General features: G+C 74.4%; 7 protein-coding genes. All 7 read right to left on the bottom strand.

Annotated elements, in window-relative coordinates; genetic code table 11:
* Nucleotides 1–9: 9 nt before the first annotated feature.
* From AB0K05_RS18780 to AB0K05_RS18810, 7 genes are read right to left on the bottom strand one after another with little or no spacing between them, the layout of a single operon-like run.
* Nucleotides 10–1,089: an HAD family hydrolase gene (locus tag AB0K05_RS18780; protein ID WP_148030051.1), complete on the bottom strand. Its 1,080-nt coding sequence runs from the start codon at nt 1,087–1,089 to the stop codon at nt 10–12.
* Nucleotides 1,080–2,246, bottom strand: a complete 1,167-nt coding sequence (locus tag AB0K05_RS18785) for an acyl-CoA dehydrogenase family protein (protein WP_364230394.1) — start codon at nt 2,244–2,246, stop codon at nt 1,080–1,082. The genes AB0K05_RS18780 and AB0K05_RS18785 overlap by 10 nt, the downstream gene beginning before the upstream one ends.
* Nucleotides 2,243–2,497 carry an acyl carrier protein gene (locus AB0K05_RS18790; protein WP_148030049.1) on the bottom strand — a complete coding sequence of 85 codons (255 nt, stop codon included), beginning with the start codon at nt 2,495–2,497 and terminating at the stop codon, nt 2,243–2,245. The genes AB0K05_RS18785 and AB0K05_RS18790 overlap by 4 nt, the downstream gene beginning before the upstream one ends.
* 15 nt (nt 2,498–2,512) lie before the next feature.
* Nucleotides 2,513–3,364, bottom strand: coding sequence for a 3-hydroxyacyl-CoA dehydrogenase NAD-binding domain-containing protein (locus AB0K05_RS18795; RefSeq protein ID WP_148030048.1), 852 nt, complete (start codon nt 3,362–3,364; stop codon nt 2,513–2,515).
* A gap of 44 nt (nt 3,365–3,408) precedes the next feature.
* Complete coding sequence (locus tag AB0K05_RS18800) at nt 3,409–13,077, bottom strand: SDR family NAD(P)-dependent oxidoreductase (RefSeq protein ID WP_364230397.1); 9,669 nt, start codon at nt 13,075–13,077, stop codon at nt 3,409–3,411.
* A gap of 8 nt (nt 13,078–13,085) precedes the next feature.
* Complete coding sequence (locus tag AB0K05_RS18805; protein ID WP_271279997.1) at nt 13,086–18,011, bottom strand: type I polyketide synthase; 4,926 nt, start codon at nt 18,009–18,011, stop codon at nt 13,086–13,088.
* 33 nt (nt 18,012–18,044) lie between these two features.
* Nucleotides 18,045–23,120, bottom strand: coding sequence for a type I polyketide synthase (locus tag AB0K05_RS18810; protein ID WP_364230433.1), 5,076 nt, complete (start codon nt 23,118–23,120; stop codon nt 18,045–18,047).
* Nucleotides 23,121–23,124 lie beyond the last annotated feature (4 nt).

The following is a 23,124-nucleotide window of genomic DNA, read 5'->3' on the forward strand; positions in this document are numbered from 1 at the left end:
CTCGGTCCCTCACTCGACGATCTCGACTCTCACGTACGCGGGCGGCGGCTGCACCGCGGTCAGGTCGGCCTCCAGCACGACGTGCGCGCCGTCCCTGCTGACCTCGCCGAACCCGGCGAACGCGTACGTGATCTGCATCATGCGGTTGCGGCCGGTCTCCACGAAGTCGGCCCGTACGGCCACGCCCGCGTCCACCGCCAGCCGGAGGATGTGGTTGAGCAGCACCATGCCGACCCCGCGCGACATCACCCGGCACGACATCAGCATCATGCGCAGCCACCAGGCGTCCTCGCCCTTCTCCACCAGGGCCAGGCCGATCTTGCCGTAGCCGCCGAACCTGTCGGTGAGCGAGGCCACCAGGAGCAGGTGGTCCGGCGACTCCCGCAGCGCGTCCAGCTCCTCGTAGGAGTAGGTGCGCCCGGTGGAGTTCAGCTGGTTGGTGCGCACCGTCAGCTCCTCGGCCCGCTGCAGGTCCTCCCTTCTGGCGGGCGCGATGGTGAAGGACATCTCCAGGCCGGCCAGGAACTCCTCGTTCGTGCCGACGAAATCGCCTTCGAGCTCGTCCCTGGCGATCTGGCTGCGGTACATCCCGCGCCGCAGCGCCGACTCGTCGGTGACGAAGCGCGGCCGGAACTCCGGCCGGGCCAGCGCCTCGTCGAGCTCCAGGATGTCCACGCAGGTCACCTCGGGGACCCCGTGGGCCACCTCGGCGCGCTCGAACTCCTGGTCGTCGACGAACGCGAAGGCGTCCAGGCCGAGGTTGAGCGCCTTGGCGATGTGCCGGATGGAGTCGGACTTCGGGTTCCAGTTGATCTGCGGATAGAGGAACATCTCCTCCAGCCCGAGGGCACGCAGCTTCTCCATGGCCGCGTCCCTGTCGTTCTTGCTGGCGACGGAGTGCAGGATGCCCATGCGGTCCAGCTCGTGGATCCGCTCGACGACGGCGGGCCGTACGGTGACGTCGCCGTCCTCCAGGAGCACCCCGTTCCACAGGGTGTTGTCGAGGTCCCACACGATGCACTTGATGCGGCCCTGTTTCGGCTTCTCCGGGAGCGGGGCCGCGGCGGTGGCCGCGGTTGTCACGGACATGTCGTCTTCTCCCTTTCCGCCTGGCCGGCGATGGTGATCCGCTGGATCTCGTTGCTGCCCTCGATGATCTCCATCACCTTGGCGTCGCGGTACAGGCGCGCCACCGGGAAGTCCGGGCTGCACCCGTTGGCGCCGTGGATCTGCACGGCCTCGGCCGCGTGCCGGACGGCGGCCGTGGAGGCGAAGTACTTCGCGATCCAGGTGGCCATGAGCGTCGCCGAGTCGCCGGCGTCCTTCAGGCGGCCGGCCTCGGCGAGCAGCAGCCTGGCCGCCCGCGCGTCGGTCACCATGTCGGACAGCTTGGCCTGGATCAGCGGCAGCTCCCGCAGCGCCGAGCCGCCAACCCTGCGGTGCGCGGCGTACGCGGAGGACGCCTCCAGGCACGCCTGGAGGATGCCCACCGACCCCGCGGCCACGCTGTAGCGGCCCAGGTCGAGGGTGCCGGTGAGCACCATGCCGGCGGTGAAGCCGCTCGGGCCGAGCAGCGCGTCCGGCCCGAGCACGACGTCGTCGAAGGAGATCTCCGCCAGCATCGAGGCGCGGGTGCCGAGCATGTCGTCGATGGGCTTGACCCGGACCCCCGGCGCGTCCCTGCTCACCAGGAAGGCGCCGATGCTGGCGGCCGTGCGGGCGAACACCAGGAACAGGTCCGCCCGCTGGCCGCCCGTGGTCCACTTCTTGACCCCGTTGAGCACCCAGCCGCCGCCGGACTCGACGGCGGTCGTGGTGATCGCCGAGGTGTCGCTGCCGGCGCCGGGTTCCGACAGGCAGAACGCGCCGAGCACGTCGCCGCTGCCGAGTGCGGGCGTCCACCGTTCGCGCTGGGCGGCGGTGCCCCACCGCTGCACCGTCCACGCCACCATGGTGTGGACGGTGAGGAGGCTGCGCAGCGAGGAGCAGCCGCGCCCCACCTCCTCGTGCACCTCCCCCAGCGTGACCATGTCCATCCCGGCGCCGCCCGAGCCGGGCGGCAGGAAGGGCGCCCACAGGCCCGCCTCGGCGACCCGTTCGATGAGCTCCTCGGGGACGCGGCCCACCCGGTCGTACGCGTCGGCGTACGGGACGACGTGCGTGTCGACGAACGCGCGGGCCGAACGGCGGTCGGTGACCTGCCCGGCGCCCGTCCCGAGGGCCGGCGCCGGGTCGGTGAGCGTCACGCGGCGGCCAGGTCGGCCGAGAGCTTGGCCACCAGGCTCGCCATCGACTCGGCGGTGCGGAAGTTGTCGATCCGCAGCTCCTCGTTGGGGATGGTGAGCTCGAAGGTCTTCTCCACGAACATCACCAGCTCCATCGCGAACAGCGAGTTGACGAAGCCGAGGGCGAAGATGTCCTGCGATGCGTCGATCTCCGCCTGCGGGTAACGCTCGCGGACGAAGGCGAGGATCTGGTCCTTCGCGGTAGCAGACATGGATATGGCTCCCTTTCAGTTCGTTGACGCGTACGTGTAGAAACCCCTGCCGGACTTGCGGCCGTGCAGCCCCGCGTCCGTCATCTGCTTCAGCAGCGGGCAGGGGCGGTACTTGCTGTCGGCGTAGTGCTCGTAGAGCACCTCGACGCTGTAGAGGATCGTGTCGACGCCGATCAGGTCGGCGGTCTCCAGCGGTCCCATGGGGTGGCCGAAGCAGCCGCGGAACACCTCGTCCACCGACGCGGCGTCCGCCACGCCCTCGTGCACGAGGTAGGCCGCCTCGTTCACGGTGAGCATGAGCACCCGGTTGGAGACGAAGCCGGACGAGTCCTTGACGCGCACGGCCTTCTTGCCCATGGCGCGCAGCAGGTTCTCGGTGCGCTCGATCGTCTCCGGCGAGGTGTGGAAGCCGGGGATCAGCTCCACGACCGGCTTGGCCGGCACCGGGTTCATGAAGTGCACGCCGATCACCCTGTCGGGGCGGCCGGTGACGGCGGCGACCTTGGTGATCGGGATGGCGGAGGTGTTGACCACGAAGACGGTGCCGGGGCCGCACTCGGCGTCGAGCGTCTCGTACACCTCCCGCTTGACGTCCCAGTTCTCCGTCACGTTCTCGATGACGATCTCCGCCTTGGCCGCGCCTGCGGCCCCGACGGCGGTGGTGATCCTGGACAGCACCTCGTCGGGGTCCAGGGCGGGACCGCCCATGAGGCGGCTCATCCGGGTGTTGCGCGTGATGGCCGCCAGCGCGGCGGCGAGCGTCTCCTCGTCCTTGTCGACGAGCACGACGTCGTGCCCCGTCGCGGCGAGGTTCTGGGCGACGCCGACTCCCATGACGCCGGCGCCGATCACCCCGGTCACAGTCATGTCATCTCCGTTCTGCTCATCGTTTCGCTCCTTGGGTCCGGTGGTCAGCGGCGTCTGCGGGCGGCCGAGGCCTCCAGGCCCGAACGCCGCAGCTGGGCCCGCACCTGGCTGCCGCCGTCGGAGGCGGCCGTGGCCGCGCCCGAGACGAGCGCGTCGACGGTGCGGCTCAGCGCGGCCACGGTCGGCGCCTCGTAGAGGATGTGCGGCGGCAGCTCCGGCAGCTCGAACGCGCGCCGGACCGCGGCCACGATGGCGACGCCGAGCAGCGAGTTGCCGCCCAGTTCGAAGTAGTTGTCCAGCACGCCGACCTGGTCGAGCCGGAGCGACTCGCCCCAGATCGCGGCGATGGCCTCCTCGGTGGCCCCGTCGGGCTCCTGGTAGGACGTGACCAGCTCGGGCCGGGGATGGCGCTCGCCGCCGCCGCCGATGGCGGGAGAGGTGACCGCCTCCAGGGTGAAGCGGGAACTGCCGGACACCAGCGTGGGGAAGTCCTGCGTGGACACGACGACCCGCGGCTCGCCGGTCGCCAGCGCCCGCAGCAGCGAACGCCAGCCGTCGGCGAACCCGATCCCGACGCGGGCCCGGTTCTTCCTGAAGAAGTCGCGCAGCGCCTCCTCGTACCCGTCGAGCCCGGCCTCCCAGGCGTTCCACGTCCACTCGCCCCAGCCGACGGACACCACCCGGCGCCCGGTCGCGGCGAGACGGCAGGCGTAGCCGTCCAGGAAGGCGTTGGCGGCGCAGTAGTCCACCTGGCCGGGGCCGCCGCCGGTGGCGGAGGTGATGGAGGAGAACAGCACCAGCAGGTCCAGCTCGACCTCGTCCGGCCGGCCGACGCGCAGCGCCTCGGCCAGCGCCAGCGTTCCGCCGATCTTGGGGGCGAGCACCTCGTCCAGCTCTTCGGGCCGTTTGAACTGCATCAGTCCCATGGCCGGGACGCCGGCGGCGTGCAGCACGCCGTGCAGCACGCCGAAGCGCTCGGCCGCCGCCTCGACGGCCCGGCGCACGTCCCGGGCGCTCGCGGCGTCGCCGGTGACGACCTCGACCTCCGCTCCCAGCGCGACCAGCTCGGTCACCTGCCGCACCCTGTCCCGGGTGACCTCGTCCGCGGGGCGTTCGCCGGACAGGACGGCGGGCCAGTCGGCTCGCGGTGGCAGGCCGCGCCTGGCCAGCAGCACGAGCTTGGCCCCGTAGTCACGGGCCAGGTGCCCGGCCAGGCCGAGCGCGATGCCGCCCAGCCCGCCGGTGATCAGGTAGACGCCTCCCCGGCGCAGCCCGGTGACGTCGGCGGCCGGGCCGGCGGGGAGCGGCGGGGCGGGCATGCGGGCGTAGTCGGGGACGTAGCGGCGGCCGTGGCGCAGCGCCACCGTGCGGTCCTCCTGCGGGCGGGCCAGCTCGGCGGCCAGACCGCTGAGGTCACGCGCGGACGGGCCCGCCGGGAGGTCAATCAGGCGGGTGGTCACTCCTGGGTACTCCAGCGGGATCACCAGGGACGGCCCGAGCAGCGTGGCGCCGGCGGGATGGGCCACCTCCTGGCCCAGCACCTGCTGGGTCCCGGATACGGCCACGTCGAGCGACCATTCACCGATACCGGACTCACCGGCCGCCCGGGCAAGCGCGACAAGCGTGTGCAGACCGTACGCAATGTCGGTGTCGCGGACGCCGGTGTCCTGGACGCCGGGCTCGTGCGTCGCAGGCTCCAGGTTCCACAGGTGCAGGACCCGCTCCAGGGGCCGTCCTGCGGTGCGCAGGTCGCGCAGTACGGCGAGCATGTCGGCGACGTGGCCCGGCCTGACCGTGTGGCCGTCGGCGGTGGCCGCGTACGCCTCGCCCGGGCGGACCGGCGTGACGGCGGCGCCGGTCCCGCGCAGGGCCGCCAGCACCTCGTCGGCGAGCCCGTCGCGGGTGAAGACCAGCCACGAGCCGGGCGTCCGCTCCACCGGGGCGGGCGGCGCCGTCTGCCGCCACACGGGCAGGTAGAGCCACTCGTCCTCGGGCAGCTTGGGCAGGCTGGTGATGGCCTCGAACAGGTCCTCAGGCTCGGCCGCCCCCCGGTCGATCTCACGCCGGGCGGGCGGGTCGATCCAGTAGCGCTGCCGCTGGAACGGATACGTGGGCAGCGGGATCCGCCCGGGCAGCCCCGCGAGGTCGGCGCCCTCGACGCGCCCGTGATAGGCGTCCCAGTCGACGGTGACGCCGCCGAGCCAGAGCCGGGCGAGGCAGTCCGCCAGCGCCTCGTCGCCCGGCCTGGCGTCGCTCGCGGCGGGCAGCGTGTGGGTGATCAGGGGCCAGCGCTCCGCCGGGCAGCCACCCGCGCGCACCAGCGCGCCCAGCGACTGTCCGGGGCCGATCTCGACCAGGGCGAGCTCCGGCTCGGCCAGCAGCGTCTCGATCCCGTCCTGGAACCGTACGGTCGCGCACATGTGCCTGGCCCAGTAACCGGGGTCGCACACCAGCTCGGCGTCGGCCAGGGCGCCGGTCACGTTCGAGACGTACGGGAGAGCGGGCGGGTTGAGCGTGACCTCGGCCTTGATCCACTGGGTCAGCTCGTCGCCCAGCGGCTCCAGCATGCGGGAGTGGAACGCGTGGGTGGTCTCCAGCGGGCGGCACGCGATCCCGGCCCTCCGCAGGTCCGCGGCCAGCGACTCGACCGCGTCCACCGGCCCGGCGACGACGACCGTCCCTGGGCCGTTCACGGCGCCGACGTCGAGCCCGCGCTCCTCCAGCCGGAAACGCCGGCGCACGGCGTCCGCCGGGAGCGACACCGCCAGCATGGCGCCCGGCGGCAGCCCCGAGATCAGCCGCGCCCGGTGCGTCACCAGGGCGATGGCGTCGGGCAGCGACAGGACTCCCGCGAGGCAGGCGGCGACGTACTCGCCGAGGCTGTAACCCAGCATGATCGCGGGCTGCAGACCCCAGGACATCAGGGTGCGCGCCAACGCGTACTCGACGGCGAACAGCGCGGGCTGCACCACTTCAGTGCGCTGCAGCGCCGCGTTCCGCCCTTCCCTACCAGCGGACGCCCGATCCCCGAACGTGCCGTTCGAGCCCTCCCCGCCGGCCGGCGACCGGTTCGTGAGCGCGCCGTTCGGGCTTGCCCCGCCGGTGGGCGTACGGCCGAGCAAGGTGGCCAGGTCGGCGCCCGCCTCGCGGTCGCCGGTCAGGAGGTCGGCGAGGCCGGCGTCGCCGAGGTGGTTCTCCAGCAGCGCCAGGCACTCGTCCAGCGCGGCGCGGAAGGCGGGTTCGTGCCGGTAGAGGTCACCGGCCAGGCCGGGGTACTGCTCGCCGACACCCGCCAGCAGGAAGCCCGTCCGGCGGCCCTGCACGGTCTCCACCCGGCCCAGCAGTCCTTCCCGGCGCGACCCGGTGAGGACGGCCGCGGCGGCGGCGCCGTCGGCGGCGACCAGCGCCCGCCGGTGCTCGAACGTCTTGCGCCCGGCCTGGAGCGTGTAGGCCACGTCGGCCAGCCGCGCACCCGGCTCGGCGGCCAGGTGCTCGCCGAGCCGCCGCACCGCGACGTCGGCCGCGGGGGCGTTGCGGGCCGAGACGGGCAGCACCTGGTAGCGGCGGGCCGACGGCCCCGGATCGGGCCGGCGGGGCGGCTCCTCGATGACCATGTGCACGTTGGTGCCTCCCATGCCCAGGGAGTTGAGGCCCGCGATGCGCGGGCGTCCGTCGCGGGTGCGCCACGGGGACAGCTCGGCGTTGACGTAGAACGGGCTGTCGTCGAAGTCGATGTCGGGGTTGGGGCTGGTGTAGTGCAGGCTGGGCGGGATCACGCCCTCGCGGGCCGCGAGCGACGTCTTGATCAGGCCGCTCGCGCCGGCCGCCCGGTCCAGGTGCCCGACGTTGGTCTTCACCGACCCGATGGGGCAGTACCCCTTGTCCCTGGTGGGGCCGAAGGCGCGGGTCAGCGCGGCCACCTCGATCGGGTCGCCCAGCTCGGTGGCCGTGCCGTGCGCCTCGACGTAGCTGATGTCCTCGCCGGTGACGCCCGCGTCGGCCATCGCGTCGGCGATCACCCTGGCCTGGCCGACGACGCTGGGCGCGGTGTAGCCGACCTTGAGCGCGCCGTCGTTGTTCATGGCGGAGCCGCGGATCACCGCCCAGATGTGGTCGCCGTCGCGCACCGCGTCGGGCAGCCGCTTGAGCAGCACGGCCGCCGCGCCGTCGCCGAACATGCTGCCCCTGGCGCGGGCGTCGAAGGCGCGCACGTGCCCGTCCGGCGACTCCTGCCCGCCGGGGCCGAACAGGTGGCCCACCCGGTCGGGCACCCGGATCGAGACGCCGCCCGCCAGCGCCAGCTCGCACTCGCCGTCGCGCAGGCTCCGCACCGCCAGGTGGGCGGCGACCAGTGAGGTGGAGCAGAAGGTCTGTACGGCCACGCTCGGGCCGTACAGGTCGAGCAGGTACGAGACGGTCGTGGTCAGGGCGTCCTTGTCGTTGCCCATGATGACCTCGAAGTCGCTGACCTCCTGCTGGCCGCCGCCGAGCAGGTGGTCGGTCATCCGCAGCAGGTAGGTGCTGATGTTGGCGCCGCCGAACACGCCGACGCGGCCCCGGTGCTCGGGCGCGGCGTACCCGGCCTGCTCCAGCGCCTCCCAGCACACCTCCAGGAAGGCGCGCTGCTGCGGATCGTTGATCGCGGCCATCCGGGGGCTCATGCCGAAGAAGGACGCGTCGAAGCCGCTGATGTCGTCCAGCACCGGCCGGGCGGGCACGTACGCCGGGTCCTTGATCTGCTCCGGGTCGGCCCCGGCGGCGAGCAGTTCCTCCTCGGAGAAGAACGTGATGGACTCGACGCCTTCGCGCAGGTTGCGCCAGAACTGGCCGACGTCGGACGCGCCCGGGAAGCGGCCGGCCATGCCGACGATCGCGATCCGCCGGTCGTCGGCGGGCTCGCCCGCGTCGCGGGGAGGCGCCTCGGCGACGCGGAGCGCGGGCCGGGCGGCGGCCGGCTTGTTCGCGCCGCGCTCGTCGAGGATCGCCGCCAGGGTGGCCACGGTCGGCGCCTCGAACAGCGAGACGGTCGGCACCGCGACGCCGAACCGCTTCTTCACCAGCGCGAGCATCTGGAGCGCGACCAGCGAATTGCCGCCCAGGTCGAAGAAGTTGTCCCGGGTGCCCACCGGCTCGACGCCGAGCACCTCCGACCACAGGCCGGCCAGGTCGCGTTCCACCGGGGACAGCGGCGGAGTGTAGGGCTGGGGCAGTTCCGGGCGGGGAAACCGGTCGCCGCTCCCCGCACCCGTTTCCGGGCCGGCGAAGTCGGCGGGCATGGCGTGCGGCAGCCGGTCGTCCAGGCCGCCCGCGGCCACCACGAGGCTGGGCCGGGCGGCGGCCAGCAGCTCGTCGAAGGCGGCGAGCGCCTGCTCGGCGGTCATGGAGTGGGCGGCCATCGCCGCGCCGAGGCCGCCTTCCACCCGGCCGAGGGTGACCGACCAGGTGTCCCAGGCGGCGCTCAGCCATCGGGTGCGGCGGGAGTGGTTGCGGCGGCCGATCGCGGTCAGCGCGGCGTTGGCGGCCGCGTAGCTCGCGAAGGCGATGCCGCCCAGCACGGCGGAGGTGGACGAGAACAGCAGGCAGAAGCCGGGCGCCCGGTCGGCGGGCAGCTCGTCCAGCACCCGCTCCAGGACCAGCGCGCCGCCCACCTTGGCGGCGAAGTGCCGCTCGACGGCTTCGGCGTCCAGGTCGCGCAGCGGGCGGAAGGTGTCCTGGCCGGTGTCGGCGGCGGCGTGCACCACGCCGTCCACCCGCACGTCGCCGTCGAGTATCGCGCGCATGGCGGCGGCGTCCGTCACGTCGACCAGCGGGGTGAGCACCTCGGCGCCCAGCTCCCGCAACCGGCGCACCCCCTCCCGGCGGGGGTCGCCGTCCTCCTCGGGCACCCCGCCCCGGCTCGTCAGAATCAGCCTCCCCGCACCGGCCCGGACCAGGTGCTCGGCCACGAGCAACCCCACGTCCCCGAGCCCACCGGTGATCAGATACGCCCCACCCCGGCGAACCGTGAACCCGCCCTGGCTGGGCTCCGACGCGAACCCCGCGCCGACCTCCGCGGCTGCGCGCGAGGGCGCTGTAGCGGGCCCAGTCGACCGCGCGGCCGCCTGCCCGGGCTCTCCGAAAGCCTGGGCGGGGACTTCCGGAGCCTGGGCGGGGATCTCGGGGGTGAAGGTGCGGATCAGGCGGTGGCCGTCGCGGTAGGCGGTGAAGACCTCGCCGGAGGGGCGGCGGATCTCGGCGGCGAGGGCGGCGGCGAGCTCGGCGGGGGACGCCGCCGGGTCGAGGTCCACGGCGGCGCAGTCGAGGTTCAGGTACTCCTGGTTGCCGACCATCGGCAGGGCAGCGGCGGCGGCCTGGGCGGGGTGGGGCACCTCGCCCTCCGTGACGGCCTGGCCGCCCGAGGTGGCCAGGATGATCCGGGCCCCGCCGCCGGAGTCGCCCCAGGCGTCGAGCAGGCGGGCCAGGGGCGGCAGCTCGTCGCGGCCGTCGGCGGAGGGATCTTCCCTGTCGAGGATGCGCAGGTCCACCAGGACGGTGGGGGCGCCATCGGCCAGCCGTCCCGCCAGCTCGGCATGGCAGGCCGCCGACCCGGGGTCGATGGCGTAACCGTCCGGCGTCTCGGCGAAGGCGTCCGACGAGGTGACGGTCACCACGTCGAGCCCGTCGGCGTCGAGCGTACGGGCCAGAACCCCGGCCACCTCGGCGCGGCCCGCCAGCAGCACGCAGCGGGCAACCGGCACGGCCGGGGGCGGCGACTCCGGCGCAGCCTTCCACCGCGCGGCCATCAATCGCACATGCGGCTCGGAACCGTACCCATCGCCGGAGACAGCACCTCTGACGACGCCCGACGCGGCACTGGAGAGGACGCCCGAGGCGGTGCCGGAGAGGACGCCCGAGGCGGTGCCGGAGGAAACACCAAGGACGCCCGAGGCGGGATCGGCGGCGGTGCGTGTGGCGGCACCAGGGACGACGGTGTGCGGGGTGGCGGGGCGGTCGGCACCGGGTGGGTCGACCCAGTAGCGGAGGCGCTGGAAGGGGTAGGTGGGGAGGCCGACCTTGGCGACCGGCCGGTCCTGACGGTAGCCGGCCCAGTCGACCGGCACGCCCGCCAGCCAGAGCCGCCCTACGGCCTCGGCCAGCACGGCGGTGGCCGGGCGCGGGTCCTGGGCTCCCGGCAGCGTGCCGACGACCAGCGGCCAGCGCTCGCGGGCGCAGTCGCGGTGCCCCCGGGCCATCGCGCCGAGCGACTGGCCGGGCCCGATCTCCAGCAGCGCCGCCTCGTCCTCCTCCCGCAGCAGGGTGGCCAGCACGGCGTCGAACTGGACCGGCGCGCACATGTGCTCGGCCCAGTAGGCAGGGTCGGTGACCTGCTCGGCGGTGGCCAGGGTGCCGGTCACGTTGGACACGTACGGCACGCGCGGCGCGCGCAGCGTCACGTTCTCCGCGATCCACGCCGTGAGCGGCTCGCGGAGAGGCTCCATCATGGCCGAGTGGAAGGCGTGCGTGGTGGCCAGCGGCCGGCACGGCACCGCGTCGGCCTCCAGCAGGGCCCGCACGGCCGCCATGGCGTGCGGTTCGCCCGCCAGCACGGTCAGCTCGGGACCGCTCACGGCGGCGACGTCCACGCCGGCGATCCCGGCCCGCGCCAGGCGCTCGCGGGCCTCGGCGGCCGACAGCGGGACGGCGCTCATCGAGCCTTCGGGCAGCGCGCCGATGAGCCGCGCGCGGTGCGCCACCAGGGCCAGCGCCGACTCCGGCGACAGCACCCCGGCCAGGCACGCGGCGACGTACTCCCCGAGGCTGTAGCCGGCCAGGATGGCGGGCCGCACGCCCCACGACTGCACGAGGGTGGCGAGCGCGTACTCGACCGCGAACAGCGCGGGCTGGAGCACGGCGGTCGGGGTCGCCGCGGTGGCCGGGCCGCGGCCGAGCAGCGCGCCCAGACCGCCGGCCTCGGCGCGCGGGGCCAGCATCTCGGCGAGCGGGTCGGTCCCGCCCATCAGGCCCCGCAGGACGGTGCGGCACTCGTCGAGCGCCTTACGGAAGACGGGCTCGGTGCGGTACAGCTCGGCGGCCATGCCCGGGTACTGCTCGCCGGTCCCGGCGATGAGGAAGGCGACGGGCCGGTCGGCGCGGCTCTCCGTCCGGCCCAGCACCGCCCCGTCGCGGAGGCCTTCGGCGGCCTCGGCGGTGGACGAGGCCACCAGCATCCTGCGGTGGCCGAAGACCTGCCGCCCGCTCTGCAGCGTGTGGGCCACGTCGGCGAGGCGCGTCCCGCCGAGCGGCCCGGCGAGGTGCGCGGCGAGGCGTTCGGTCATCTCGTCGGCGGCGGCGGCCGTGCGGGCCGACCACACCAGCGGTTCGGGGCGCGGCTCCTCCTCCGTCCTCGGGACCAGCGGCGCCTCCTCCAGCACGACGTGCGCGTTGGTGCCGCCGATGCCGAACGCGCTCACCCCGGCCCGGCGGATGTGTCCCGACTCGCGCGGCCAGGCACGCCGCCGGGTGACCACCTCCAGCCGGGCGTCACCGGCGCCGAGCTGCTGGTTGGGCTCGGTGAGGTTGAGTGTCGGGGGGATCTCGTCGTTGCGCAGCGCGAGCGCCGCCTTGATCAGGTTGGTGACCCCGGCGGCCCGGTCGAGGTGGCCGAGATTGGTCTTGACCGAGCCGATCAGCAGCGACTGCCCGTGGAAGACCTGCTGGAGCGCGGCCAGCTCGGCGGCGTCGCCGAGCGCCGTGCCGGTGCCGTGCGCCTCGACGTAGTCGATGTCGGCGGCCGTCAGGTCGGCGCTCGCCAGCGCCTCGGCCATCACGGCGGCCTGGCCCTGCACGCCGGGCGCGGTGAACCCGGCCTTGCGACCGGCGTCGTTGTTGACCGCCCAGCCGCGCATGACGGCGTAGATCTGGTCGCCGTCGGCGAGCGCGTCCTCCAGCCTGCGCAGCGCGACCACGCCGACGCCGCTGCCGAGCGGGGCGCCGAGTCCGGTCGCGTCGAAGGCGCGGCACTCGCCGTCCGGCGGGGAGATGCCGCCCTGCTGGTAGAGGTAGCCGACGCGCTGCGGCACGCTGACCGCGACGCCTCCGGCCAGGGCGAGGTCGCACTCGAAGCCGGCCAGGCTGGTGGCGGCGGCGCAGACGGCAACCAGCGACGTCGAGCAGTAGCTCTGCACGCCGTAGGTCGGACCGGACAGCCCCAGCGTGTGCGCCACGCGGGTGGTCAGCGAGTCCTTGTCGTTGGCGAGCCCGAGCGCGAGGTCGCCCATGACCGCGCCGATGCCGCTGGGCAGCAGGTTGTTCTGCATGTACGAGCTGTGCGCGCAGCCGCCGAAGACCCCGATCGAGCCGTCGAAGCGCCGGGGGTCGCAGCCCGCGTCCTCCAGGGCCGCGTGGCTGTGCTCCAGGAACAGCCGGTGCTGCGGGTCGAGGATCTGCGCCTCCTTCGGGCTGAACCCGAAGAAGGCCGCGTCGAACAGCTCGACGTCCTCGATCACCGGTGCGGCCTTCACGTACGCGGGGTCGGCCAGCAGGTCGTCGGGGACGCCGGCGGCGCGCAGCTCGTCGTCGGTGAAGCGGGTGATCCCGGACACGCCGGCCCGGATGGCGGACCACAGCTCGGCGACGTCGGACGCCCCCGGGAAGCGGCCCGACATGCCGACGATGGCGATGTCGGTACCGGAGCTCTCGGCCTCGATGTCGTCGATCACGTCTGCGGACCTCATTTCCGGCCTCATTTCCGGTTACTGGAACGGGCCCGGCGCCGCCGCTGCCCCCGTGCCGAACTCGTGGTGAGCGATTCCTGGCGGCCCCCGCCGCCGTCGAGCGCGGCGGCGAACTCCGCGATGGTCGGGTGCTCGAACAGCAGCGCGGGCGGCACCGGGCGCCCCAGCCGCTGCTCGATCGCGAGCACCATGGCCATGCCGACCAGCGAGTTTCCGCCGAGGTCGAAGAACGGGTCGTGCACGCCGACGCCGTCGATGCCCAGGTAGGCGCCCCACAGCTCGGCCATCTCGGCCTCCGCGGCGGTGCGCGGCGCGGCGAAGTCGGTGCGCAGCTGCGGGCGCGGGAACCGCTCCCCTTCGGGTACGGCGGAGGCGGCGCCGACCAGGTCGTCCAGGTCGAGCATGCCCGTCCAGGCGGCCAGCACCTCGCGCAGCGGCTGTCGCACCGCCATCACGTTGCCGTGGCCGCCTGCCACGATCCGGTCCAGCAGGGCGCAGCCGGCGTCCTCGGCGAAGCCGTACCGGGCGCGGTAGGCGGCCACCCGGTTGGCCAGCCCGCCCGCCGACTTGAGGTTCTCCGACTGCCACACGTCGTGCTGCCAGGGGCCCCAGGCGACCGACACGACCCTGGTCGACGGGGCTGTGGCGGCCAGCGCGTCCCCGTACGCGTCGAGGACGGTGTTGGCGGCGCAGTAGTCGCCCTCGCCGATGCCGCCGAACGCGGTGACCGCGGAGGAGTACAGCACGAGCAGTTCCGGCCGTTCGGCGGCGGGGGTCGTGGGGCCGACCAGCTCGGCCAGCGGCCCCATGGCCAGCACCTTGGGCGCGAGCACCCGGCCTGCCTCGGCGACGGTGCGCCGGCTCAGCAGGCCGGCGGCGGGCAGCCCGGCGGCGTGGATCACGCCGGTCAGTGAGCCGAACCGCTCCCGGCCGCGCCGCAGCGCCTCCCTGAGCTGCTCGGGCACCCCGGCGTCGGCGGTGAGCAGCAGCACCTCCGCCCCGCTGGCCTCCAGTTCGGCTACGTCACGCAGGGTCCGCTGTACGCCCTCCGCCCGCTCGCCGCCGGCTTCGCGGTCCAGCGGGGTGCGGCCGACCAGGGCGAGCCGCCGTACGCCCGCGCGGACGAGATGCTTGGCGAGCGCCATGCCCAGCCCGCGCGTCCCGCCCGTGATCAGGTACGAGCCGTCGGCCCGCCACACCGGGGACGCCGACGGCTCTGCGGTGACCTCGGCCCACGCCCGCACCCAGCGCCGCCCGCGCCGCCACCCGGCCACCGGATCGTCGTCCGCCGCGCCGGAGTCCCACTCGCGAAGCAGCTCACGAGCGACCTGCCCCGCCGCCGTGCCGGCTTCCGGGGCCGGTCCGTGGGCGGGTGTGCCGACGGTTTCGGGGTCGAGGTCGAGGCCTCGCCAGGTCAGGGCGGGGTACTCGTGCCTGGCCGCGCGGCCGAGGCCGTGGGCCAGGGCTTGGTGGGGAGCCGGGATGTCGCCGCCGAGGATCTCGGCGGCGCCGCCGGTCACCGTCAGCAGCCGCACCTCCCGCTCGGCGGGCAGGTCGCCGAGTGCCTGGATGGTCAGCATGAGGCTGTCGAAGCCGTGGGCGACGGCTGCCCTCAGCTCCTCGTCGCCGGGGAGGCCGCCGGTCCCGGCGTCCAGGCTCCACAGGTACGCGACGTGCACGGGTCCGTCGGACGGCAGGTCGGCGAAGACGGCCCCGTAGTGGGCGGGGACGGCGGGGTCGAGGGTCAGGCGGCGGCCTTCGCGGCGCGGCGGCCCGTCGCCCGCGACCACCTCGACCACGGAGGCGCCGGCCAGGTCGGCGAGCGCCGAGCCCACACCGCCGGAGTCGGCGAACACGACGAGCGGACCGGTCAGGTCCAGACCGGCCGCGGGCGCTTCCCGGACCGGATCCTGCCGCCAGGAGGGGACGAAGGTGTAGTCCGCGGGCTCGGCCCCGTCGCGCCGGTCGTCCGCCCCACCGGACGCGGTGTCCAGGTCGACGTCCGGCCCAGCGGACCCGGCGTACCGATCGGCGTCCGAGCCAGTGGCGGGACCTCGGGCGGCATCCAACTCAGCGGGAGCCCCGTGAGCGGCGTCCGGCCCGGCGGGCGGGACGCCGTTGCGGCTGGTGGCGACTGGGGTGATCTGCTCCGGCCAGAAGCGGGTGCGCTGGAAGGGGTAGGTGGGCAGGCTGAGCACGCGGCCCGCGTCGGCGCGGGTGCGTTCCCAGGTGACCTCGGCGCCGAGCTCCCAGAGCCGGGCGCAGGTCCGGAGCAGTTCGTCGTGGGGGTCGCGGGGAGCGCCGCCGGTCCAGCGGGGCGGCAGGGTGCCGAGCACGGCGACGCCGGAGCCGCCGGCCAGGTTCTGCCTGACCAGCCCGCCGAGCGTCTGGCCGGGCCCCAGTTCGACGAACGCGTCCACGTCCTGGTCCACGCAGTGGCGCACGCCGTCGGCGAAGCGGACTGTGCTGACGAGCTGGTCGGCCCAGTAGGAGGTGCCTGTGGCCTGCTCGGCGGTGAGCGGCAGGCCGGTGAGGTTGGAGACGACGGGGACGGCCGGCGCCCGCCTCGGCACGGTGTCGAGCACCGCGGCGAGCTTCTCCCTGGCCGGCTGCAGCAGCCTGGAGTGGAAGGCGTGGGCGGAGCGCAGCGCCCGGCAGGCGATGCCCTCCCCGGCCAGGGCGGCAGACGCCGCCTCGATCTCGGCGGGGCTCCCGCTCAGCACGGTCATCGACGGCCCGTTGCCCGCGGCGACGTCCACGTCGATCCCGCCGCTCACGAGCACGGGGACGATGCGCTCCTCGGGCGCGGCGACGGCGATCATCCGCCCGGCGGGCACGGCGTTGATCAGGTGCGCCCGTTCGAGCACGACGTGCAGCGCGTCCTCCAAGGTGAAGACCCCGGCCAGGCACGCGGCCACGTACTCGCCGAGGCTGTAGCCGATGAGCAGGTCCGGGGTGACGCCCCAGTGCCCGAGCAGCCGCGCCAGCGCGTACTCGGCGGTGAAGAGGAAGGGGTGGGCCACCTCGGCGTGGTCCAGGGGGCCGGGAGCCTCGGGCGCCTCGCCGGTGCGGCCGAGCAGGGCGGCGAGATCGCCGGGGGCGGCCGAGGTCTCAGCGAGGAACAGGGGCCGCAGGTCCGTGCCCGAGCGGCGCAGGACCAGCTCGACGCAGTTGTCCACCGCCTCGGCGTACACCGGCTCCTTGGCGTACAGCTCCCGGCCGAGTCCCGCGTACTGGTCGCCGACCCCGGGGAGCAGGAACGCGACGCGGGGCCGGCCCTTCACCCGGTGGCCCCCGCCGCTGTCGGCTGCGGCGCGCAGCCCGCGTACGGCGTCGTCCAGGTCGGCGCAGACCAGGGCGCGGCGGTGGTCCAGCTCGGCCCGGCCGGTCTGCAGCGTGTGGGCGAGGTCGGGCACGGTCGCACCGGGGTGGGCGCTCACCCAGTCCGCCAGCCGGGTGGCCTGCTCGCGCAGCGCGGCGGCGCTGCCGGCCGACAGCGGCAGGAGGTGGACGGTGTCGCGCGCCGGTGTCTCCGGCGGGGCGGGCGGGGGCGCCTTCTCCACGATCAGGTGGGCGTTCGTGCCGGACAGCCCGAACGAGCTGACTCCGGCCAGGGCCGGCCCGTCCCCCTGCGGCAACGGCTCCAGGCCGGTGACCGGGCGGATGGCGCCGTTCTCGGGGAAGGCGGCGGCCGGGTTGGTCAGGTGCAGGCTGGGCGGAATCTGCCCATTTTTCAGGATCAGCACTGACTTGATGAGACCGGCGACTCCCGCCGCGGCCTGGGTGTGCCCGATGTTGGTCTTGATCGCGCCGACGCGCAGCGGCCGGTCGGGCGAGCGACGGCCGAAGACGTCGTGCAGCGCGGACAGCTCGATGGCGTCCCCGAGTCGGGTGCCGGAGCCGTGCGCCTCCACGTAGGCGACGTCGTCCGGTGAGACGCGGGCGGCGGCGAGCGCGCGGCCGATCACGTCGGCCTGCGCGCGCCGGCTCGGGGCGGTGAGCCCGTTGCTGCGCCCGTCCTGGTTGACCGCCGAGCCGCGCAGCACGGCGTGGATGCGGCGGCCCGCGGCGACGGCGCTGGACAGCCGCTCCAGCACGACCAGGCCGCCGCCCTCGCCCATGACGTAGCCGTCGGCGCTCTCGTCGAAGGTCTTGCACCGGCCGTCGGAGCACATCATCAGGCCCGCGCACGCCTGGATGTAGAGGGACGGGTGCATGGTCAGCGAGGCGCCCGCGGCGACGGCCAGGTCGCACTCGCCCCTGCGCAGGCTCTCGGAGGCCAGGTGGACCGCGATGAGCGACGACGAGCAGGCCGTGTCGACCGTGAGGGTGGGGCCGTTCAGGTCGAGCTGGTACGCGATGCGCCCGGCGGCGACGCTGGGCACCGAGCCCTGGCCCAGGTAGGGGTCGGCGAGCGCGGCGCCGCCCTGCCTCTCGATCTGCAGCCGGCCGTACTGCAGGGTGTCCATGAGCCCGATCATCACGCCGGTGCGGCTGCCGGCCAGCCGCGCGGGCGACAGGCCCGCGTTCTCCAGGCCCTCCCACACCAGCTCCAGCAGCAGGCGCTGGTGGGGGTCCATGCGCAGCGCCTCGCGCGGCGAGAGGCCGAAGAACTCGGCGTCCCAGCCGGTGATGTCGTCCAGGAAGGTGCCGTACCTGGTGTAGACGCCGCCGGGGGTGCGCGGGTCGGGGTGGTAGTAGTCGTCGATGTCCCACCGGCTCGCCGGCACCTCGCGCACCGCGCTGCGGCCCTCGCTGAGCAGCTCCCAGAGGCCCTCGGCCGTGTCGCCGCCGCCGGGATAGCGGCAGGCCATGCCGACGATCGCGATGGGCTCGTGGGCGCGCTCCTCCGCCTCGGCGAGCCGGCCGCGCGCCTGGGCCAGCTCGACCGTGGCGCGCTTGAGGTAGGCGCGGAGCTTGTCCTCTGTCCCCATCTTTCGTGCCTTTCCGGTCGAGGTGGTCATGGGTCACAGGTCGTTGTCGATCAGGGCGAAGATCTCCTCGTCGGAAGCGGAGTCGATCTTCTCCATGACGCCGCCGACATCGTGCTGTCCGCCGCCGCCGAGCTTGGTGAGCGCGCCCTGGAGGATGGTGGCGAGCCGGTCGCGCATGCTCTCCGCCTCGCCGTTGGCCGCGGCCAGCAGGTCGTCGACCCGTTCCAGGGCGGTGCGCAGGGTGTCCTCGGCCGAGGGCGGCGCCGGGACGAGCACTCCGGCCAGGTACGCCGAGAGCGAGCGGACCGTGGGCTGGTCGAAGACCAGCGTCGCGGGCAGCCGCAGCCCGGTGTCGGTGTTGAGCCGGTTGCGGAGTTCGACGGCCGTCAGTGAGTCGAAGCCGAGCTGGTTGAACGCCTGGTCCACGTCCACCTGGGCCGGGTCGCCGTGGGCGAGCACGGCCGCGACGTGGTCTCGTACGGTGTCGGTGAGCAGTCGCAGCGCCTCGTCCCTGCCCAGCGCCGGCAGCCGGGCCGCCAGCGGGCCCGCGTTCCCGGCCCCGGCTCCCGCCGCACGGCGCGGCACGCGTACGAGGCCGCGCAGCATTCCGGGCAGTTCACCGTTCTCCGCCCGCGCCCGCAGACCGGCGGGATCCCAGCGGGCGGCCACCACCGCGGACTCCGCGTCCGCGAGGGCGGCGTCGAACAGCGCCAGCCCTTCCTCCACCGCGAGCGGGGCGATCCCCGCACGCGCCAGCCGTGCCCTGTCCGTCGCCCCCATCGCGCCGGTCATGCCGGACTCCACGTCCCAGAGCCCCCAGGCCACGGACACCGCCGGCAGCCCTGCCGCACGCCTGGCGGCGGCCAAGCCGTCCAGGAAGGCGTTCGCCGCCGCGTAGCTGCCCTGGCCTGCGTTGCCCAGCACCCCGGCGAGCGAGGAGAACAGCACGAAGAACCCCAGATCACGGGTCAGCTCGTGCAGGAACCAGGCCGCGTCCGCCTTCGGCCCCAGCACCCCGCTGATTCGCTCGGGAGTCAGCCCTTCGACCAAGCCGTCGTCCAGCACCCCGGCGGCGTGCACCACACCAGCCAGCGGCCCGGCCGAGGCCACCACGTCAGCGAGCTGCGCACGATCGGACACGTCACAGGCCACCACCCGCACCCGGGCACCGGCCCCTTCCAGCTTCGCCACCAGCTCCGTCGCGCCCTCGGCCCGAGGACCACGCCGCGACACCAGCACCAGATCCCGCACCCCGTGCAGTTCGACCAGCCGCAGCGCCACCAGAGCACCAAGTCCCCCGGTGCCACCGGTCACCAGCACCGCACCCGACCTGACGGAAGAAGCCCCGCCGGACGCCGCACCAGCCATCACGGAAGAAACCCCAGCGGACGCCGCAGCGAGCAGCCGGTCGGAGGCCGACGCAGGCGTCCGGCCGGAGGCCGTCGCAGAGGCCTGGTCGGAGGCTGGAACAGGGGTCTGGTCGGAAGCTGGGGCGGAGGTCTGATCGGGAGTGGCGGAAGTGGTGGGTGTCGGGCGGCGGGTCAGGCGAGGGGCCAGGATGCGGCCGTCGACCACCCGTACCTGGGGCTCGCCAGAAGCCAGCACCGCGTCCCAGCCCGAGAACCCCTCCGGCACCTCCGCCAGCACGAACCGGCCCGGCTGCTCACTCTGCGCCGACCGCACCAGCCCCCACACCGCCGAACCGGCCACATCCCCCGGCCGCGTCGCGAACACGACCGGCGACGCCCCGGCACCCTTCACCGCCGCAAGCACACGCGAGGTCAACTCCCGCACCGCCACCGGAACGTCCGCCGACCCGCTCACACACCACACCACCTCCGGCTCCACCGAGCCCGGCACGGAGGGAGCCACCTCGGCCCACTCCACCCCGTACAGCGGCAGACCGGTCGAGGCGGACGGGCGGACGTCGGCGGGTCGTGCGCGCAGTGCGCCGATGGACAGGACCGGCGCGCCATCGGTGTCGGCCACCTCGACGACGGCGTCCTCGCCGCTGGTCGTGAGGCGTACGCGCAGCGCGGCGGACTCGGAGGCGTGCAGGCGGACGTCACCGAACGCGAACGGCAGCCGCAACTCGTCGTCCTCCACGGCCAGCACGAGGGGGTGGAAGGACGCGTCCAGCAGGGCGGGATGGACGCCGAAGCCGGTCACGTCCACGCCCTCCGGCGCCACCACCTCCGCGAACAGCTCCTCACCACGACGCCACAACGCCCGCAACCCCTGGAACGCCGCACCGTACTCGTAACCCCGCTCCCCCAGCCGCTCGTAACCCCCCTCGACCTCCACCACCACCGCGTCGACGGGTGGCCACACCCCGGCCCACTCGCACGCACCACGGCCCGGGACGTCCCCGGCGAGCACACCGGAGGCGTGGCGGGTCCAGGCGTCGTCCTCGTCGCCGGTGCGGGAGTAGACGGCGATCTGGCGCCGTCCCGCGTCCGGGGGGTCGACGGTGATCTGTACGGTGACCGCGCCCTGCTCGGGAAGGAACAGCGGAGCCTCGATGACCAGTTCGTCGAGCCGGGCGCAGCCCGCCTGGGCGCCGGCTTCCAGGGCCAGGTCGGCGAAGGCGGCGCCGGGAAGCAGTACGCGGCCCGCGACCGCGTGGCCCGCCAGCCAGGGAGCGCCGCGCAGGGAGATCCGGCCGGTGAGCACGTAGCCGTCCCCGGCCACCGGCACGACGGCGTCGAGCAGCGGGTGGCGGGAGCCGTCGATGCCCGCGCCGGACACGGGGCCGGTCTGGTCGCCGGTGAGCCAGAACCTGCGCCGGGCGAAGGCGTAGGTCGGCGGCTCGTGGCGGGGACGCGGCGCGGAGGGCAGCGCGTCGCTCCAGGAGACCTTGGCGCCGAGCACCCAGGCGTGGGCCAGCGCCGTGAGGAAGCGGCGACGGTCGCCCGTGTCGCGCCGCAGCGTGTGGCAGACGCCCGCGGGCACGCCGGCGGCCTCGCAGATGGCCTCGGTGTCGGGGCCCAGCACCGGATGCGGGCTGACCTCGACGAACAGCGGGGTGCCCGCTCCGGCGACGGCACTGACGGCCTGCTCGAACCGTACCGGGTTGCGCAGGTTGTCGTACCAGTAGCGGGTGGTCAGCTCGGCCGGGTCGATGAACGCGCCGGCGAGGGCGGAGCAGAAGCGGACGTCGGCGGCGCGCGGCCGCACGTCGCGCAGCGCGGCCATCAGCTCGTCGCGCAGCGCCTCGACGTGCGGGGTGTGGGAGGCGTAGTCGACCGCGATGCGGCGCACCCGCACGGTGTTCTCGCACGTGGCGGCGAACTCCTCCAGGGCGGCGACCTCTCCTGCCACCACCGAGCCGGTGGGGCTGCTGTGCACGGCCACCCACAGCCGGTCCGCCCACGGTTCGATCCGCTCCTGGGCCCTGGCCGCGGGCAGCGCCACGGCGAGCATGCCGCCGGTGCCGCCGAGCCGGGTCAGCACCTGGCTGCGCAGGGCCACGACCTTGGCGGCGTCCTCCAGCGAGAGCGCGCCCGCGACGTACGCGGCGGCGATCTCGCCCTGGGAGTGGCCGAGCACCGCGGACGGCCGCACGCCGAGGGAGCGCCACAGCTCGGCCAGCGCGACCATGACCGCGAACAGGACGGGCTGGATCACGTCGGTGCCGTCCAGGGACCGCGCGCCGGGCGCGCCGCGCAGCACGTCCTCGACCGACCAGCCGGTGTGCGGGCGCAGCGCCTCCTCGCAGCGGCGGAGGGCGGCCCGGAACGTCTCGTCCTCGTCCAGCAGGTCCACGGCCATGCCCGCCCACTGCGAGCCCTGACCGGGGAACACGAACACCGGCTGGACGTTGGGCGCCGCGACCCCGCTCACCACCGCGGCGTCGGACCCGCCTTCCGCCAGCGCGGCCAGCCCCGCCAGCAACTCCCGCCGGTCCCCGGCCACGATCACGGCTCGGTGCTCGAAGCTCGCGCGCCGGGCCAGCGCCCGGCCCGCGCCTGGCAGGTCCCGGTCAGAAGCGCTTTCCGCGTACGCGACCAGCCGCGCGGCCTGTGCCCGCAGTGACTCCGCCGACCTGGCGGACACCGGCCACACGAGCGGACCATCGCCGGCCGGCACCTCCGGCTCGGCCGGCGCGCCCTCCAGGATCACGTGCGCGTTCGTACCGCTGACCCCGAACGAGGAGACCCCGGCCCGCAACGGACGCTCGCCCGGCACCTCCACCGCCTGGGTCAGCAGCCGCACCCCACCGGACTCCCAGTCCACGTGCGGGGTCGGCTCCTTGACGTGCAGCGTCGGCGGCATCGTCCGGTGCTCCAGCGCTTTCACCATCTTGATCACACCGGCCACCCCTGCTGCTGCCTGGGTGTGACCGATGTTCGACTTCAGCGAGCCCAGCCACACCGGCCGCTCAGCCGGACGTCCACGCCCGTACGTGGCCAGCAACGCCTGCGCCTCGATCGGGTCGCCCAACGTCGTGCCGGTGCCGTGCGCCTCCACGACGTCGACGTCCCGCGTATCCAGCAACGCGTCGGCCAGCGCCTGACGGATCACCCGCTCCTGGGCCGGACCGCTCGGCGCCGTCATCCCGTTGGAGGCGCCGTCCTGGTTCACCGCCGAACCCCGCACCACCGCCAGGATCCGCCGGCCGTTGCGCCGCGCCTCCGACAACCGCTCCAGCACCAGCACCCCCACACCCTCCGCCCACGCCGCACCATCGGCGGTCGAGGAGAAGGACTTGCAGCGGCCGTCGGGGGCCAGCGCGCGCTGGCGCGAGAACTCCACGAACGGCGCGGGGGTCGCCATCACCGACACGCCGCCCGCCAGGGCCATCGAGCACTCGCCGCGTCGCAGGGCCTGCACCGCCAGGTGCAGCGCGACCAGAGAGGAGGAGCAGGCGGTGTCGGTGGTGAGGGCCGGGCCCTCCAGGCCGAGAGTGTAGGAGACGCGGCCCGCCAGGACGCTGGACGCGCTGGAGGTGAACAGAGTGCCTTCGACCGACTCCGGCGCCTTGTGCAGGAATCGGGTGGAGTAGTGCTCGTACATACTGCCGGCGTAGACGCCGGTACGGCTGCCCCGCAGCGTCACCGGATCGATCCCCGCCCGCTCCAACGCCTCCCAGCACGACTCCAAGAACAACCGA

The sequence above is a fragment of the Nonomuraea sp. NPDC049486 genome, assembly GCF_040676925.1.
In the GTDB taxonomy this organism is placed as follows: domain Bacteria; phylum Actinomycetota; class Actinomycetes; order Streptosporangiales; family Streptosporangiaceae; genus Nonomuraea; species Nonomuraea ferruginea.

Excerpts from the sequence above, each read along its gene's own strand:
- AB0K05_RS18780 (WP_148030051.1), bottom strand. The coding sequence starts at position 1,089 with ATGTCCGTGACAACCGCGGCCACCGCCGCGGCCCCGCTCCCGGAGAAG.
- AB0K05_RS18795 (WP_148030048.1), bottom strand. The coding sequence starts at position 3,364 with ATGACTGTGACCGGGGTGATCGGCGCCGGCGTCATGGGAGTCGGCGTC.
- AB0K05_RS18790 (WP_148030049.1), bottom strand. The coding sequence starts at position 2,497 with ATGTCTGCTACCGCGAAGGACCAGATCCTCGCCTTCGTCCGCGAGCGT.
- AB0K05_RS18800 (WP_364230397.1), bottom strand. The coding sequence starts at position 13,077 with ATGAGGTCCGCAGACGTGATCGACGACATCGAGGCCGAGAGCTCCGGT.
- AB0K05_RS18805 (WP_271279997.1), bottom strand. The coding sequence starts at position 18,011 with ATGGGGACAGAGGACAAGCTCCGCGCCTACCTCAAGCGCGCCACGGTC.